This window comes from Thermophilibacter gallinarum, assembly GCF_014982725.1.
Classification (GTDB): Bacteria; Actinomycetota; Coriobacteriia; order Coriobacteriales; family Atopobiaceae; genus Thermophilibacter; species Thermophilibacter gallinarum.
The window spans coordinates 90,432-105,861 of record NZ_JADCJZ010000002.1; the positions used below are offsets into that span (position 1 = coordinate 90,432).

Annotated in this window: 14 protein-coding genes; 6 read left to right on the plus strand and 8 right to left on the minus strand. The window is 71.0% G+C overall.

The genetic code is table 11. The features are described 5' to 3' along the window. Window positions 1-97 precede the first annotated feature (97 nt). On the plus strand, window positions 98-1,297 hold the full coding sequence (locus tag INF26_RS04355; RefSeq protein ID WP_193529516.1) for an MFS transporter: 1,200 nt from the start codon (window positions 98-100) through the stop codon (window positions 1,295-1,297). On the opposite strand, the gene INF26_RS04360 is transcribed toward INF26_RS04355, so the two are convergent. From INF26_RS04360 to INF26_RS04375, 4 genes are read right to left on the minus strand one after another with little or no spacing between them, the layout of a single operon-like run. Next, the gene (locus tag INF26_RS04360) at window positions 1,294-1,833 is read right to left on the minus strand and encodes an ECF transporter S component (RefSeq protein ID WP_193529517.1); all 540 of its coding nucleotides are present in this window, start codon (window positions 1,831-1,833) and stop codon (window positions 1,294-1,296) included. The genes INF26_RS04355 and INF26_RS04360 overlap by 4 nt on opposite strands. Beyond that, a complete protein-coding gene (locus INF26_RS04365; RefSeq protein WP_193529518.1) occupies window positions 1,830-2,552 on the minus strand; it encodes an energy-coupling factor transporter transmembrane component T family protein in 723 nt (240 codons plus the stop codon). Before INF26_RS04365 ends, INF26_RS04360 begins: the two co-directional genes overlap by 4 nt. Further along, window positions 2,549-3,358 carry an energy-coupling factor ABC transporter ATP-binding protein gene (locus tag INF26_RS04370; protein WP_193529519.1) on the minus strand — a complete coding sequence of 270 codons (810 nt, stop codon included), beginning with the start codon at window positions 3,356-3,358 and terminating at the stop codon, window positions 2,549-2,551. Before INF26_RS04370 ends, INF26_RS04365 begins: the two co-directional genes overlap by 4 nt. Further along, window positions 3,349-4,173 carry an ATP-binding cassette domain-containing protein gene (locus INF26_RS04375; protein WP_193529520.1) on the minus strand — a complete coding sequence of 275 codons (825 nt, stop codon included), beginning with the start codon at window positions 4,171-4,173 and terminating at the stop codon, window positions 3,349-3,351. Before INF26_RS04375 ends, INF26_RS04370 begins: the two co-directional genes overlap by 10 nt. A gap of 361 nt (window positions 4,174-4,534) precedes the next feature. Between INF26_RS04375 and INF26_RS04380 the strand changes: the two genes are divergently transcribed. The 4 genes from INF26_RS04380 (at window position 4,535) to INF26_RS04395 (ending at window position 11,722) form a co-directional block, all read left to right on the plus strand. Next, a complete protein-coding gene (locus tag INF26_RS04380; RefSeq protein WP_193529521.1) occupies window positions 4,535-5,347 on the plus strand; it encodes an FAD binding domain-containing protein in 813 nt (270 codons plus the stop codon). A gap of 2 nt (window positions 5,348-5,349) precedes the next feature. Further along, the gene (locus INF26_RS04385; protein WP_226371892.1) at window positions 5,350-8,130 is read left to right on the plus strand and encodes a molybdopterin-dependent oxidoreductase; all 2,781 of its coding nucleotides are present in this window, start codon (window positions 5,350-5,352) and stop codon (window positions 8,128-8,130) included. A gap of 86 nt (window positions 8,131-8,216) precedes the next feature. Then, a complete protein-coding gene (locus tag INF26_RS04390) occupies window positions 8,217-9,947 on the plus strand; it encodes an ABC transporter ATP-binding protein (RefSeq protein ID WP_193529522.1) in 1,731 nt (576 codons plus the stop codon). Beyond that, window positions 9,944-11,722, plus strand: a complete 1,779-nt coding sequence (locus INF26_RS04395; protein ID WP_193529523.1) for an ABC transporter ATP-binding protein — start codon at window positions 9,944-9,946, stop codon at window positions 11,720-11,722. The genes INF26_RS04390 and INF26_RS04395 overlap by 4 nt, the downstream gene beginning before the upstream one ends. On the opposite strand, the gene INF26_RS04400 is transcribed toward INF26_RS04395, so the two are convergent. Then, window positions 11,723-11,926: a hypothetical protein gene (locus INF26_RS04400; RefSeq protein WP_193529524.1), complete on the minus strand. Its 204-nt coding sequence runs from the start codon at window positions 11,924-11,926 to the stop codon at window positions 11,723-11,725. A gap of 163 nt (window positions 11,927-12,089) precedes the next feature. Between INF26_RS04400 and INF26_RS04405 the strand changes: the two genes are divergently transcribed. Further along, window positions 12,090-12,416 carry an HIRAN domain-containing protein gene (locus tag INF26_RS04405; RefSeq protein WP_193529525.1) on the plus strand — a complete coding sequence of 109 codons (327 nt, stop codon included), beginning with the start codon at window positions 12,090-12,092 and terminating at the stop codon, window positions 12,414-12,416. 69 nt (window positions 12,417-12,485) lie between these two features. On the opposite strand, the gene INF26_RS04410 is transcribed toward INF26_RS04405, so the two are convergent. From INF26_RS04410 to INF26_RS04420, 3 genes are all read right to left on the minus strand, one after another. Then, entirely contained in the window at window positions 12,486-13,235 is a 750-nt protein-coding gene (locus INF26_RS04410; protein WP_193529526.1) for a sugar isomerase domain-containing protein, read from the minus strand. Between the two features lie 36 nt (window positions 13,236-13,271). Then, entirely contained in the window at window positions 13,272-14,015 is a 744-nt protein-coding gene (locus INF26_RS04415; protein WP_193529527.1) for an SIS domain-containing protein, read from the minus strand. Window positions 14,016-14,117: 102 nt separating this feature from the next. Then, a complete protein-coding gene (locus tag INF26_RS04420; RefSeq protein WP_193529528.1) occupies window positions 14,118-15,410 on the minus strand; it encodes a PTS ascorbate transporter subunit IIC in 1,293 nt (430 codons plus the stop codon). Between the last annotated feature and the right edge of the window lie 20 nt (window positions 15,411-15,430).

Sequence of the window (15,430 nt, forward strand, 5' to 3'; positions counted from 1 at the left end):
GTTTTCGCAGCTAGGCAAGCTGACGAGAAGAACGTCGGGTGCGCGGGGGCGCGGCGCGCCTATACTCGTCAGCGGAACACGCCACGGAAGGAGTCCCTTGTCGTCGAACGCCACCGGGCGGGCGGCCCGCAGCGAGCTGCCCCCGCTCCTGTTTCTGACCCTCGCCGCCTTTCTCCTCAACACCTCCGAGTTCGTACCCATCGGCCTGCTCACGGACATCGCCGCCGCGTTCTCGCTCACCGAGTCCGGCGCCGGCCTCATGATCTCCATCTACGCGTGGGCGGTCGCGGCGCTCTCGCTGCCGCTCATGGTCGCCGCGAGCCGCATGCCCCCCAGGCGGCTCGTCCTGCTGGTGCTCGGCGTGTTCTGCGCGGGCCAGGTGGGGACGGCCGTGGCGCCCACCTTCGAGCTGGTGGTCGCCTCGCGCCTCGTGGTCGCCGCGGCGCACGCGGTCTTCTGGTCCGTGGCGTCGCCCTACGCGGTGCGCGTGGCCTCTCCCGAGCACGCCTCGCGGGCGCTGGGCATGATCGTCACCGGCACCTCGGTCGCGATGATCTTCGGGCTGCCGCTGGGACGTGCGCTCGGCCTCGCCCTCGGCTGGCGCATGACCTTCGTCGTGGTGGGCGCGGTCACGCTCGTCGTGGCGCTCGGGCTCGCGCTCACGTTCCCGCGGCTCTCCGCGGGCGAGCCGTTCACCCTCGCGCGCCTCCCGGAGCTCGGCCGCAACCGAGCCCTTCTCGGCATCTACCTGCTCACGATTCTCTACGCGACCGGCTACTACGTCGCCTACAGCTACGTGGAGCCCTTCCTCGCGCAGGTCGCCGGGATGCCGGACGACCTCATCACCGTCGTGCTCTCCGTCTTCGGGGTGGCCGGCCTCGCGGGCAGCTGGCTCTTCGCGCGCCTCTTCGACGCGCATCGCACGGCCTACCTTCGCCTCACGATGTTCGGCGTCTCCGCGGCGCTGCTGCTGCTCGCCCCGCTCACCCCATGGGCGGCCGGTCCGGTGGCGGCATGCGTGCTCTGGGGCGTGTGCGCCACCTCGTTCAACGCCTGCGCGCAGGCCGAGGTGATCCGCGTCACCACCGAGGAGCAGTCGGCCGTCGCCATGTCGATCTTCTCCGGCCTGTTCAACGTTGGCATCGGCGGCGGGTCGATCGTCGGCGGGCTCGTCTGCGACACCCTCGGCGTGGGGGCCGTCGGCTACGTCGGCGGCGCGGTCGCGGCGGCCGGCACCCTGTGGTGCGCCCTCGGGCTCGGGAGGCTGCTCGGCGGCGCGGGCCGCGCGGGGGACTAGCGGGCGTCCGGGTAGCGCGGCTCCACCAGGCCGGCGCGCTCCAGGGCGGCGACCACCGGCACCACGACCACGAGCTGCAGCACGATGCCCGGCAGGCCCGTGAAGAACGAGCCCGTCACCCAGGCGGCGAGCGAGTACGAGCCGGCGGAGAATATCAGCGCCTGAAGCGCCCCGCTCACGAGCCGGCCGCAGAGCATGGCGCCGACGAGCGAGACGTAGAGGTCGAGCGCCAGGCGCCCGGTGCGCACGCGCGCGCCGAGCAGGCCCGAGACGAGGCCGTAGGTCATGAGCTCGCAGGTCATGGCGGGAAGGACCGGCGCCGCGGGCATGCCGGTGAGCAGGCTGGAGATCACGGGCGCGAGAAGCCCGGCGGCGATGCCCGACGCGGAGCCGGCGACGAGGCCGCAGACGAGGACCGGGATGTGCATGGGCAGCCAGACGTTGCCGGCTCCGGGAAGCGCGTGGAAGGCCATCGGGAGCACGATGCCGAGCGCGGCGCAGGTGGCGGTGACGACGACTCTCTTGACGGGGGTCATGGGCGTTTCCTCTCTCTCGGGCACGCGGGGCGGGACGAGACGCGGTAGCCGCGCGCCTCCATGGCGGCGGAGAGCTCGTCGGCGCGGCGGAATGCGGACACGAACACGGGAACGAGCAGCCGCACGTAGCTGACGGCGCGTTGCATGACACCACGCGCGGCGAAGTCGCCGCAGCGTATCGCCTGCGCGCGTGCGAGCAGGCGGCTCTCGCGCAGGAGCGTGGGCACGAACTGCATGGTCACGCCAACGGCGAGCGCGGCGGTCTCCGTGGGAACGCCCAGGTGCGCGAGCGGGCGCAGCAGGGTGCGCACGCCGTCGGTGATCTGCTGGGGGCGCGTGGTCGCGGTGAGCAGCGAGCCGAGCACCACGACGAGTGCCGTGCGGACGACGACGCGCACGCCCTGGGCGACGCCCTCCCACGTCAGACGGGCGAGGCCGAGCTCGAGGACGGGCTCGGCGGACGAGAAGAACACCGCGTTGAGCGCCAGCACGGCGAGCAGGAACCAGCGAAGTCCCCAGAGGGCGTGCCCGGCGCGGGTCCACCCCACGCGCGAGACGGCGACGAGCGCGGCGACCGCGGCCGTCGCCATGGCGAGCTGGCCCGGGGTCGAGGCCAGCACCACGAGCACGACCGCAGTCGCGAACCCCGCGAGCTTGGCGGAGGCGGGCATGCGGTGCAGGGGCGAGTCCGCCCACACGTATGCGCTCGCGGACCTCACGGACGCCCCCTTCCGGCCATGATCGCCCCCGCGAGCTCGTCGGCGGTGAGCGGCGAGCCCGGGACCGAGACGCCCGCGCGGCGCAGGGCGCAGGCGGCTCGGGCGGCACAGGCCGGCTCGAGCCCGTGAGCACGCATGAGCGGGGCGTCGGCGAGGAGCTCGCGCGCGGCCCCGTCGAGCGTGACGCGGCCCTCCTCCAGGACGACCAGGCGGTCGGCGACCTCCGCGAGCGCGTTGGCGTCGTGGCTCGCCATGACGACCGTCGCCCCCGCGTCTGCCGCGGAGCGCACGGCGCGCAGACAGGCGCGGCGGGCACGGGGGTCCAGGCCGGCCGTGGGCTCGTCGAGCAGCAGCAGCGTCGGCCGCAGTGCCAGCACCGAGGCGATGGCCACGCGTCGCTGCTGCCCGCCGGAGAGCGACAGGGGCGAGCGACCGGCGAGCTCGTCGAGGGAGAGGCCCATGAGCGCGAGGGCGCGCGCGGCCCGCTCGCGTGCCTCGGGTGCGGGCACGCCCCGGACGCACAGGCCGAAGGTGGTCTCGCGCTCGACCGTGGGCTCGAAGAACTGGCGCTCGGGCTGCTGGAAGACGAGGCCGACCTCGCCGGGGCCCTCCGGGCGCACGCGACCGGAGTCGGCCGGCGTCGCCCCCGCCATGACCTCGAGCAGCGTCGTCTTGCCGGAGCCGGTGCGGCCCATGAGCCCCGTGACGCCGCCCGAGAGCGCCAGCGAGACGTCGTCGAGCGCGCGGACCCTCTCGCCCGCCGACCCCTCGTATGAGAGGCATACGCCATCGAGCGTCAGTCGCACAGCGCGCTCACCAGCCCCTCGACCGTGACCGGCGCGGGCCCGACCACGACCCCGGCCTCCTCGAGCTCGCGCCAGGCGCGAACCACGAGCGGCGGCTCCAGGCCGGCCCCCTCGAGCAGGGTCTCGTTCGCGAGGACGTCCTCGGGCGCGCCGTCGGCCGCGACCTCGCCGTCGCGCATGACCACGACGCGATCCGCACGGGCGGCGAGCTCCATGTCGTGGGTAATCCAGATCACGGTGGCGCCCCGCTCCTCGCGGGCGCGCGTCACGGCGCGGACGAGCTCGTCTCTGCCGCGCGGGTCGATCATGGAGGTCGCCTCGTCGAGCACGATGACGTCCGCGCTGCACGCGAGCACGCCGGCGAGGGCCACGCGCTGCTGCTGGCCGCCGGAGAGCGCGTGGACGTCGCGCCGCTCGAAGCCCGCGAGGCCCACGTCGGCGAGGGCCGACAGCGCCGCGTCCCGCGCGCCCTTCTCGTCCGCGCCGAAGTTGCGCGGCCCGAAGGCGACGTCCTCCCCCACCACGGAGGAGACGAACTGGTTCTCGGGGTTCTGGAAGACCATGCCGCACGCGCGGCGCAGCTCCCAGACGCGCGACTGGTCCGCCGCGTCGATCCCGGCGACGCGCAGCGCGCCCTCCTGCAGGGGGGCGAGGGCGTTGAGGTGCCGGGCGAGCGTGGTCTTTCCGGAGCCGTTCTCGCCGACTATGGCGACGAGCTCGCCCGGGGACACGTCGAGCGAGACGTCGCACAGCGTGGGGCGACCCGGCACGTACGCATGGCTGACGCCGCGCGCCTCGACGGCTCTCTCGCCCATCGCCCCTCCTCCGTCCCGCGACCGACACAGCGTCGACCATTGTAGCGTGGACGGGACGTCGTCGCGCGGCGCCAGCCCGTCCGTCCCCTCGCGTCTCGCAGGGTGTGTGCACCTGCCCCGCAGGGTGTGTACACAGTTGCATGATTCATACGGTACCATGCGACCATGTTTCCGCAGCTCAGAAGCTTGGCGAGAAGAGCATCAACTTCGCAACCGTGTACACACCCTCGGAGGGGAGGGGGCGGGCGTCGTTGCACAGCGGCGGCCCCGCGTTATAGCATCGAATGTGCAACGCTGCGCGCGGCGACGCCATCCACCTGCGGTATCCTTAGCCCGTCACCGAGAAATCCAAGGAGGACCCGTGCTCACCTTCGAGAAGTACGTCCGCCCCGGCAGCGCGGCGCAGGCGCTGGAGCTCCTGAGGGAGAACCGCCAGGCCACGGTGATCGGCGGCATGATGTGGCTGCGCCTCGCCGACCGGACCTCGCCGCTGGGGATCGACCTCGCGGGCTGTGGGCTCGACAAGGTCGAGGAGACCGAGGACGCCTTCCGCATCGGCGCGATGGTGACCCTGGGACAGCTCGAGAACCACGAGCGCTTCAAGGCCGCCACCTGCGGCATCTTCACCGAGGCCGTGCGCGACATCGTGGGCACGCAGTTCCGCAACCTCGCCACCGTGGGCGGCTCGCTCTACGCGCGCATGGGCTTCTCCGACATCGTCACGGCGCTGCTCGCGCTCGACACCGAGGTCGAGCTCGAGGGCGCGGGAACCATGCCCATCATCCCCTTCGTCGAGCGCGGGGCGAGAAACGACATCCTCACGCACGTCGTCGTGCGCAAGCACCGCTACCAGGCCGCCTTCGAGTCCGTCCGCAACGCCGCGACGGACTTCTCCGCGCTCAACGCGGCCGCGGCCTGCTGGCAGGGCTCCTGGCACGTCACCGTGGGCGCGCGCCCCAAGAAGGCCACGCTCGTCACCGGCGGCGAGCGGATCCCTCTGAGGCGCGACTTCTCGCCCGCTGAGCTCGACGCCGTCTGCGAGCTCGCCGAGAGCCTGGACTTTGGCGACGACCTGCGCGGCACCGCCGCGTGGCGCCGGGCCGTGGCGCCCGCACTCGTCCGTCGCGCCGTCGAGCGGGCTGCCAAGAAGCCCCGCGCAGAGAAGGAGGCCTAGGGATGCTCGTCAACCTCACCTTGAACGGCGCGGAGCTCTCCGAGGACGTCCGTCCGGACATGACCCTCTTCGACTTCTGCCGCGCGCACGGCTACAAGTCCGTCAAGTGCGCATGCGAGACCTCCAACTGCGGTCTGTGCACGGTGCTCCTGGACGGCGAGCCCGTGCTCTCGTGCTCCGTGCTCATGGCGCGCGTGAGCGGCCGTGAGGTCACCACGCTCGAGGGCATGCGCGACGGTCGCCGCGAGCTCTTGGCCCGGTGCCTCGCCGAGGAGGGCGCCGAGCAGTGCGGCTTCTGCGCGCCGGGCCTCGAGATGGCCGTGCTCGCGCTCGACGCCGCGCACCCGGGCGCCGATGACGAGACCGTGCGCCGCTACCTCTCCGGCAACCTCTGCCGCTGCTCCGGCTACGCGAGCCAGATGCGCGCGATCCGCCGCTTCCTCGCCCGCCACGCAAACGACGGCGAGCTGCCGCCCCGCGAGGTGCCCGCAGACGCCACCACCGAATCTGGCGAGAAGCACCGCGAGATCGCGCGTCCCGTGGCCAAGAAGGACTCCGGCGCCCTTCTCGCCGGAGCACCCGTCTACACCGCCGACCTCGCTCCCGAGGGAGCCCTCGTGGTGAGGCTCGTGCGCAGCCGCCACGCCAACGCCCTCGTCACGGACGTCGACAAGAGCCGCGCGCTCGAAATCCCCGGCGTCGTCGCGGTCTTCGGCCCGGACGATGTGCCGCACAACCGCTTCACGCTGGCCGGCCAGTCCTTCCCCGAGCCGAGCCCCTACGACACGGTCCTTCTCGACCGCCACGTGCGCTACGTGGGCGACGAGGTCGCCATGGTCGTGGCGGAGACCGAGGCCGCGGCCGCCGCGGGCGTGAAGGCCGTGAGGGTCACCTACGAGCAGCTGCCCGCCGTGCTGGACGTGGAGGAGGCGCTCGACAACGCCACCGTCATCCACGACGAGGACGACTGGGCGCCCGGCGGCGACAAGTCCGGCGACCCGAGCCGCAACCTCGTGGCGCACGGCGAGCGCGTCCACGGCGACCTCGAGGCCGCCTTCGCCGCCTCCGACGTGGTGATCGAGCGCACCTACCGCACGCAGGCGACGCAGCAGTCCATGATGGAGACGTTCCGCTCCTTCGCCTACACCGACGCCTTCGGCCGCGTGACCGTGGTGAGCTCAACGCAGGTGCCCTTCCACATCCGCCGTCAGGTGGCGAACGCCCTCGGCATCCCCAAGCGCCAGGTGCGCGTCATCAAGCCGCGCGTGGGCGGCGGATTTGGCGCCAAGCAGAGCGGCTGCAACGAGGCCTTCGCCGCGTTCGCCGCGATGAGGACCGGCCGCCCGTGCGTGTGCACCTACACGCGCGAGGAGACCATGAGCTGCTCCAACACGCGCCACGAGATGGTCCTCAAGGTCCGCATGGGCGCACGCCGCGACGGCACGATCGAGGCCATCGACCTCTACGCGCTCTCCAACGCCGGCGCCTACGGCTATCACGGCACGACCACCGTCACGCTCGTCGGCGGCAAGGCGCTGCCGATCTACAACCACGCCGCGGCGAGCCGCTTCTCCTACGACGTGGTCTACACCAACACTACGCCGGGCGGCGCCTACCGCGGCTACGGGGCGACGCAGGGCTGCTTCGCCGTTGAGTCCGCCGTCAACGAGATGGCCGACGAGCTGGGCATGGACCCGTGCGAGCTGCGCCTCAAGAACCTCGTGGGCCCCGGCGAGACCCTCTGGCAGCTGAACGACGAGCACCTCTACAGCTGCCGCCTCGACGAGTGCCTCACGCGCGCGATGGACATGGTGGGCTGGAAGGACCGACCGCTTCGCGAGGACCTCGGCGACCGCGTGCGCGGCCTGGGCGTGGCCCTCACGATGCAGGGCTCCGGCATCGCCATGGTGGACATCGCCAACGTGGACATCCGCCTCGAGGACGACGGCTTCTACGTGCTCTCCATCGGCGCCACCGACGTGGGCACCGGCGCGGACACGATCCTCGCGCAGATGGCGGCCGAGGCGCTCGGCTGTGACGTGGACCGCGTCGTCACAAAGGGCGTGGACACCGACACCTCCCCCTTCGACACCGGCGCCTACGCCTCCTCGGGCACCTACACCACCGGCGGCGCCGTCGTGCGCGCGGCCGAGGACCTCATCCGGCAGATCCGCGAGCAGGCGGCCCGCGTCTTCGGCGTGGACGAGAAGGACGTGGAGTTCGACGGCGAGTCCGTGCGCTGCGGGGAGCAGGAGATGACCGTCGCCGCGCTCGCCAACAAGCTCATCGGCTTCGGACTGCACCCCGGCATGCTCGAGGGCCACGGCACCAACGCCCAGCCCACCTCGCCGCCGCCCTACATGGCCGGCGTCGCCGAGGTCGAGGTCGACAAGGCCACGGGCAAGGTCACGGTCACGGACTACGCGGCCGTCGTGGACTGCGGCACCGTCATCAACCCGGCGCTCGCGCGCGTGCAGGCCGAGGGCGGCATCGCCCAGGGCATCGGCATGGCACTCACCGAGGACGTCTCGCGCGACGAGCGCGGCAACCTGCGCACCGGCAGCCTCATGACCTACAAGCTGCCCACCCGCAGGGACGTGCCCGAGCCGCGCGTGGAGTTCATGCCGAGCTTCGAGCCCACGGGGCCCTTCGGCGCCAAGTCCATCGGCGAGGTCGTCATCAACACGCCCTCCCCCGCGGTCATGAGCGCCGTGGCCCACGCCACGGGCCGCTACGTGCGCGACCTGCCCATCCTGCCGAGCAAGGTCCTCGCCGCGGAGTAGCCTCAACGTCCCCTCCGGCGAGAGGGACGCCCGTCAGCCCCCCGCGCTAGAATCGAGGGGCTGACACCACCCTGCCCGGAGGCCGCATGTTCAAGCTCAGGCGCTACCTCGCGGGGCACGTCGCCGAATGCGTCGTCGCCCCGCTCTTCAAGATGCTCGAGGCGCTGCTCCAGCTCCTCGTCCCGCTCGTCATGGCCCAGGTCATCGACGTCGGCATCGCCAACCGCGACGCAGGCTACGTGCTCGCCCACGGCGCCCTGCTCGCGGGCGTGGGCGTCTTCGCCTGGGCGATATCGGTCACGGCCCAGTACTTCTGCTCGCGCCTCGCCGCCGCCTTCGGCACGGCGCTGCGCAACGACCTCTTCGCCCACGTGCTCTCGCTCTCGCGCGAGGACGTGGAGCGCCTCGGCCGCGCGAGCCTGGTCACCCGCCTCACCAACGACACGCAGCAGGTGCAGGACGGCCTCAACATGTTCTTCAGGCTCATCCTGCGCTCGCCGTTCGTGACGCTGGGCACCGTCGTCGCGGCCTTCCTCGTGGACGGCGTCGAGGGCGCGGTGCTGCTCGTCGCGGTGCTCGTCTCGTTCGGCCTGGTCATGGGCTTCATGCGCGTCACCACCGGCCGCTACCGCCAGATCCAGCAGGGCCTGGACGAGGTGCAGCTGCGCGTGGCTGAGAACCTCGAGGGCGTCCGCGTGCTGCGCGCCTTCCGCCAGGAGGACGCCGAGCGCGACGCCTTCGCCGCCACCGCCGCCGCCGTGCGCGACCGCCAGGTCAGGACCGGCGACATCTCCGCGCTCGTGAACCCGCTCACCTACGCGGCCGTCAACTGCGGCCTCATCGCCCTATTGTGGTTCGGCGGCGTGCGGGTGAACGTCGGCAACCTCACGCAGGGCCAGCTCGTCGCCCTCGTCAGCTACGTGAGCCAGGCGCTGGTCGAGCTCCTCAAGCTCACCAACCTGATCGTCCTTCTCGCCAAGGCGTCGGCCTGCGCCCGCCGCGTGAACGAGGTCTTCGACACCCGGCCCACGCTCGCCGACGGCCCCCTCGAGGCCGAGCCCGCCGCGGACGCGCCCGCCCTCGCCTTCGACGACGTGTGCTTCGCCTACCCCGGCGCGGGCGGCGACGCCCTCTCCCACGTGAGCTTCTCGCTGGCGCCCGGCGCCACGCTCGGCGTGATCGGCGGCACGGGCTCCGGCAAGTCCACGCTGGCAAGCCTCGCGATGCGCTTCTACGACGTCGGCTCCGGCGCCGTCACCGTGGGCGGCCAGGACGTGCGCGAGCTCTCGCGGGCGTCCCTGCGCGGCCAGGTCTCCCTCGTGGAGCAGGGTGCCACGCTCTTCTCCGGGACCATAGCCTCCAACCTGCGCTGGGGCCGCTCCGACGCGGGCGACGACGACCTCGCGGCGGCCGTCGCCACCGCACAGGCCTCGGGCGTCGTGGAGGGCAAGGCCGGCGGCCTCGACGCGGAGGTCGAGCAGTTCGGGCGCAACTTCTCCGGCGGCCAGCGCCAGCGCCTGACCATCGCCCGCACCCTCGTGCGGCGCCCGCGCGTGCTCGTGCTCGACGACGCCTCGTCGGCGCTCGACTTCGCCACCGACGCCGCCCTGCGCCGCGCCATCGCCCGCGACTGCGCGGGCACCGCCGTGGTCACCATCTCTCAGCGCGTGACCGCCGTGCGCCACGCCGACCAGATCCTCGTGCTCGACGGCGGGCGTCAGGTCGGCCTGGGCACGCACGAGGAGCTTCTGCGAAGCTGTCCCGTCTACCAGGAGATCTGCGCCTCGCAGCTCACCGAGGAGGAGGTGGTCCGATGAGCCGGAAGGACCTCGCGGCGACGGGTCGCACGCAGCCGGCAGCGGACAGAACCCTGCGCCGCATGGCCGCCCTCTTCGCGGGCGAGAAGCCCCGCCTCGCCGTCGCCGCCCTGCTCACGGTCGCCGTGGTGGTGTGCACGCTCGCGCTGCCCGTGCTCTCGGGACGCGCCGTGGACTGCGTGGTGGGCGTGGGCGAGGTGGACTTCGCCGGCCTGCACCGGACGCTCGCGCTCATAGCCGTCACGCTCGCGCTCACGGCGATCTCCCAGTGGGCGCTCACTGCCGTCACGAACCGCCTCGCCTTCGGCGCCGCCCTCGACCTGCGCCGGCGGGCCTTCGACCATCTCCAGGAGCTCCCGCTCTCCACGATCGACTCCCGCGGCCACGGCGACCTCGCGGCGCGCATCGTCACCGACGCTGACATGCTCACAAACGGCCTGCTCATGGCCTTCCAGCAGCTTCCGGTGGGCGTGCTCACGATCGTGGTGACGCTCGTCTTCATGTTCGCGCTCAACCCGGCGATCGCCGCCGTGGTGGCGCTGCTCACCCCCGTCTCGATCTTCCTGGCGCGCTTCATCGCCACCCACAGCGCGCGGCACTTCTCCGGCCAGACGCGCCTGCGCGGCGAGCTCACCGCCTACGTGGAGGAGATGGTCGGGGGGATCTCGGCCGTGGAGACGTTCTGCGTGGGCGACCAGGTGCACGCCCGCTTCGCCGAGACGAACGAGGCGCTGGGGCAGGAGACCTTCAAGGCCGTGTTCTTCTCGTCCCTCGTGAACCCCACCACGCGCTTCGCGAACGCCCTCGTGTACGCCGCGATCGGCATCTTCGGCGCGTTCGTGGCCATGGGCGGCGGGATCACCGTGGGCGGGCTCTCGGCCTTCCTGGGCTACGCCGACCAGTACGCCAAGCCCTTCAACGACATCTCCGGCGTGGCCACCGAGCTGCAGAACTCCGTGGCGTGCGCGCGCCGGCTCTTCGCGCTGCTGGACATGCCCGCCGAGGAGCCCGAGGCGCCGGACGCCGCGGTTCTGGCCGAGCCGCGCGGCGAGGTCGAGCTCGACCACGTGGCCTTCGGCTACGACGCGCGGCGCCTCGTGCTGAGCGACGTCGACCTCGCCGTCCGACCCGGCCAGCGCATCGCCCTGGTGGGCGAGACGGGCTGCGGCAAGACCACGCTGATCAACCTCATCATGCGCTTCTACGACGTGAGCGGCGGCGCGGTGCGCGTGGATGGGCACGACGTGCGCGAGCTCACGCGCGAGAGCCTGCGCGCCGGCTGGGGCATGGTGCTGCAGGACACGTGGGTGCGCCGCGCCACGGTGCGCGAGAACGTGAGCCTGGGGCGGCCCGACGCCACGCTCGAGGAGGTGCGCGCCGCCTGTCGCGAGGCCTACGCCGACGACTTCATCATGCGTCTGCCGCAGGGCTACGACACGGTGCTCGACGGCTCTGCCTCGCTCTCCGCGGGCCAGCGTCAGCTCCTGTGCATCGCGCGCGTCATGCTGGCGCGACCGGCGATGCTCATCCTCGACGAGGCCACGAGCAACATCGACACCCGCACCGAGCTGTTGGTCCAGCGCGCGCTGGCACGCCTCATGGAGGGCCGCACGAGCTTCGTGGTGGCGCACCGCCTCTCGACCGTGCGCGACGCCGACCTCATCTGCGTCATGGCCGACGGCGTGATCGCGGAGCGCGGCACGCACGACGAGCTGCTTGCCGCGGGCGGGCGATACAAGCGCATCTACGAGGCCCAGTTCGCCCCGACGGAGTAGCTACAGCCCGCGCTCGCGCAGACGGGAGTCGATCTCCCTCAGCGTGACGCGCGCGGCGAAGAGCTGCCGGTACGTGGCCGTCTTGACCTTGCCCGCGGCGGCGAGCTCGTCCATGCGCGCCTTCGTCGCCGCGAGCTCGTCGCGCACGTCGGCGGCGAACGCGTCGTAGGCGGCGAGCCGCGCCGCGTCGTCCTTCTCGGCCATCGGGCCACCTCCTTATGACGCGTGGCTGGGACGATTCCGATTGTCACACAATCGCGGGGCGCGGCCTCGTCCGCGGGCGTCGAATTGTTGTCCGGTCGCCCGCCTACCATGTGCCCAAGGGGCGGAAGGGCCGCCGACAAGGACCTCTACGGAGGAGGACGTCATGTACGAGCCGTCAAAGCACATCTCCACCTTCTACGTCGCCGGGTTCCAGTACTGGGACGGCGCGCTCGTGATCGGGGAGCTCAAGGCCGGCATGCAGCTCGACCTCGTCCCGGAGCGCGACAACCCGCACGACCCGGAGGCCATCGCCATCAGGTGGAAGGGCACCAAGCTCGGGTTCGTCCCCGCGGACGAGAACGCGCTCGTGTCCACCCTCGCGTTCTACGGGCACTCCGACGTCTTCGAGTGCCGCGTCCTCAAGGCGGACCCCGCCCGCAGCCCGTGGCACCAGCTCATGGTGGGCATCTACGTGAGGGACGCGCGCTGATCGGACGGACTGCGTGCGGGGAGGGCGCGTAGCTCAGCTCACGGCTGCCCACCCCGCACGCAGGAGCGACTAGAGGTTGCGGATCCGGTAGAAGTACTTGTCCACCAGGCGGTCGTTGTGGTCCGCGCAGCCCTCGTCCATGAAGGCCATGTGCCCGTTGTAGTAGACGTCGGGCTCGAAGCCGCGTCTCACGAGGACCTCGACCATCTCCACGAGGACGGCGTTCTGCAGGAACACCGCGGGTATCGTCGAGGTGGCGCCCACCTTCATGGGGAATCCCTCGACCTCGGTGGCGGCATCGCCCACGAGCGAGCAGTTGTCCAGCACCACGTCCGCCACGTCCTTGAGCTTCAGACCGGAGCGGTGCTTGGTGGTGAGGAAGTCGCTGTACTCCACCGCGGTGATCGCGATCACGGGGATGCCCTTTTCGTGCGCCCGGATGGCGGCGTCGACCGGCGCGATGTTGTTGCCCGAGTTGGAGATGATGATCATGCAGTCGTCGGGCGTGATGCGGTGGTAGTCCACGACGTTGGTTCCCACGCCGTAGAGGTTCTCGAAGTTGTAGCTCTTCGTGATCTCGAAGCTGCCCGTCGCGCTCTGCTCGAGGAGTGCGCAGTAGTTGGCCGGCGTGGCGGCGCGCCAGAAGGCGTCGTCGGTGACGAGGTGTGAGTGGCCCGTGCCAAAGCCGTAGATGATCCCGCCCTTCTCGGTGGTGTCGGCGAGGAGCTCCGCCGCGCGCTCGATGGCGTCGGCCTGCGTCTCGCGCACGCGCTGGACCACCTCCTGCATGGTCTCGAAGTAGCGCTCCCAGGCTCTCATGCTGAAGACCTCCCGTCCCCGCGGCGGACCCGCGGGCTAGAAGCGGTAGTGGATGCAGTCCCGGTACTCGTCGACGAGGCGCTGGTTGAGCTCGTCGCCGCCGTCCAGGTTCGCGCTGTAGAACACCGGCGGATGCTCCATGCCCTCGTCCACGAGGCGCTGCACGAGCGCCGCCACGATTGAGTTGAGCATGACGGCGCCTACGACGGTCGACGTGGGCGAGACGCGCTGGCCCAGCCCCTCGATCGCGACGGCGGCGTCCCCGACCTCGCCGTGGTTGTCCAGGACCACGTCCGCCAGCTCGAAGAGGCGCAGCCCCGAGGGGTGACGCGAGGTGACGGACTGGGAGTACGTGAGGTTGGTGATCGCGATCACCTTCGCCCCCGCGTCACGTGCCGCCATGGCCACCTCGATGGTCACGGGGTTGCGGCCGGACACAGAGTGGGCGATGAGGACGTCGCCGGGCCGGAAGTCCGCCTGGTCGCGGGCGAGCTCGGTTCCGTAGCCCACGAGGCGCTCCATGTGGCTCGTGTGGGTGATGGGCGAGGTGTCCAGCATGATCTCGCGTCCGAAGATCGGGTTCATGAGCATGAGGCCGCCGGCGCGATAGTACATCTCCTCCGAGAGGATGCCGGCGTGGCTCGCGCCGAAGGTATAGATCGAGTGCTTGCTCATGACGCACTCTGCGAGCAGGTCGACGCACTGCTCCATGTGCTCGCGCTCGCACTCCTCGATCGTGTCGATGAGGTCGCGCACGATGGCGATGTAGTCAAAGCGCATTCGCTTCGCTCCCTTCTATGCGCGGGGCGCGCACGAGCCATGTCCGTGCGCGCCCCGTCTCCCCGGACGCCCGGGGTAAGCCCTGTCCCGTGGGGTCGGGACTTACGCGACACCCGCGATCAGGCGCGCGACGGCGCCGCAGATCATGCCCCAGATGTCGAAGTCCTGGCCGCCGTAGACCAGCATCCAGTCCTGGATGGTGTTGTTGAAGAAGTACGCACCGAAGCCGACGAGAAGGACGGCGAGCACGCCGCAGAGGGCCGCGCCGATGATGGTGCCGCGGACGCCGCCCTGGGCGTTGCAGATGATGGAGGCCGCGCCGATCTCGAAGAAGCAGGTGGTGACGAGCGGGATGACGACGGTCGGGAAGACGCCCATGGCCGTGGTCACGAGGATGGTGATGATGGAGGTGATGAGGGCCACGATGAAGCCGATGATGAGGGCGTTCGGGCCGTAGGGGAAGATGACCGGGCAGTCGAGCGCGGGGATGGCGCCCGGGACGATCTTCTCGGCGATGCCCTGGAAGGCCGGGACGATCTCGGCGATGAGCATGCGGACGCCCTGCATCATGACGGTCATGCCGACGCCGAAGTACACGGCGTGCGTGAAGACGTAGGTGAAGATGCCCGTGGTGCCGCCGGCGTAGCCCCAGACCTCGGCCGGGTCATAGCCGTTCGCCTGCAGGACGAAGAACATGGCGACGTAGCTCAGGGCGACGAGGATGGAGCCGGTGATGGAGACCTCGCGCAGGAAGCCGAGGGACTTGGGGACCTTGATGTCCTCGGTGGAGTGGCTGGGGTCGCCCACCGCGCGGGCGACGAGGCCGGAGATGACGGACAGGCCGGTGGTGGGGTGGCCGAGCGTGAAGGAGTCGTCGCCGGTGGCCTTGGTCACGAACGGACGGATGAGGTTCGGGGAGATGATGAAGTAGAGCGAGGTGAAGATGGCGGCGAGGGCGATCAGCGGTGCGCCGGAGAGGCCCGCGCCTACGCCGGCGGCGATGAAGACGTACGGGAACCAGTAGAACATGTGGCCGGTCAGGAAGATCGTCTTCCACTTGGTGAAGCGGGCGAAGAGGATGTTCACCAGGAAGGCGAGGATCATGACGATGCCGATCTCGGTGCCGTACTCGCCGCCGATGTCGACGGACGTGGTCTCCACGGCCTGCGGCATGACGGTGTTGAAGGCGCTGATGATGCCGTCGATGGAGCTGCCGGTGATGAGGCCGGTACCGGTGTTGAGCACGAAGAAGCCGATGGCCGTCATGATCGTGCCACGCACGATCTCCGAGACGGGCTTCTTCTGGAGGATGAGGCCGATGAGGGCGATGAGCGCCAGGAAGATGGCGCCCTGGCCGAAGATTTCGTTGATTACAAAGTTAAGGACGGCGTCCATGGTGCTTCCTTTCTCTGTGT

Coding starts and splice junctions, on each gene's coding strand:
- INF26_RS04360 (WP_193529517.1), bottom strand. CDS start 1,833: ATGACCCCCGTCAAGAGAGTCGTCGTCACCGCCACCTGCGCCGCGCTC.
- INF26_RS04375 (WP_193529520.1), bottom strand. CDS start 4,173: ATGGGCGAGAGAGCCGTCGAGGCGCGCGGCGTCAGCCATGCGTACGTG.
- INF26_RS04385 (WP_226371892.1), top strand. CDS start 5,350: ATGCTCGTCAACCTCACCTTGAACGGCGCGGAGCTCTCCGAGGACGTC.
- INF26_RS04390 (WP_193529522.1), top strand. CDS start 8,217: ATGTTCAAGCTCAGGCGCTACCTCGCGGGGCACGTCGCCGAATGCGTC.
- INF26_RS04395 (WP_193529523.1), top strand. CDS start 9,944: ATGAGCCGGAAGGACCTCGCGGCGACGGGTCGCACGCAGCCGGCAGCG.
- INF26_RS04400 (WP_193529524.1), bottom strand. CDS start 11,926: ATGGCCGAGAAGGACGACGCGGCGCGGCTCGCCGCCTACGACGCGTTC.
- INF26_RS04405 (WP_193529525.1), top strand. CDS start 12,090: ATGTACGAGCCGTCAAAGCACATCTCCACCTTCTACGTCGCCGGGTTC.
- INF26_RS04410 (WP_193529526.1), bottom strand. CDS start 13,235: ATGAGAGCCTGGGAGCGCTACTTCGAGACCATGCAGGAGGTGGTCCAG.
- INF26_RS04415 (WP_193529527.1), bottom strand. CDS start 14,015: ATGCGCTTTGACTACATCGCCATCGTGCGCGACCTCATCGACACGATC.
- INF26_RS04420 (WP_193529528.1), bottom strand. CDS start 15,410: ATGGACGCCGTCCTTAACTTTGTAATCAACGAAATCTTCGGCCAGGGC.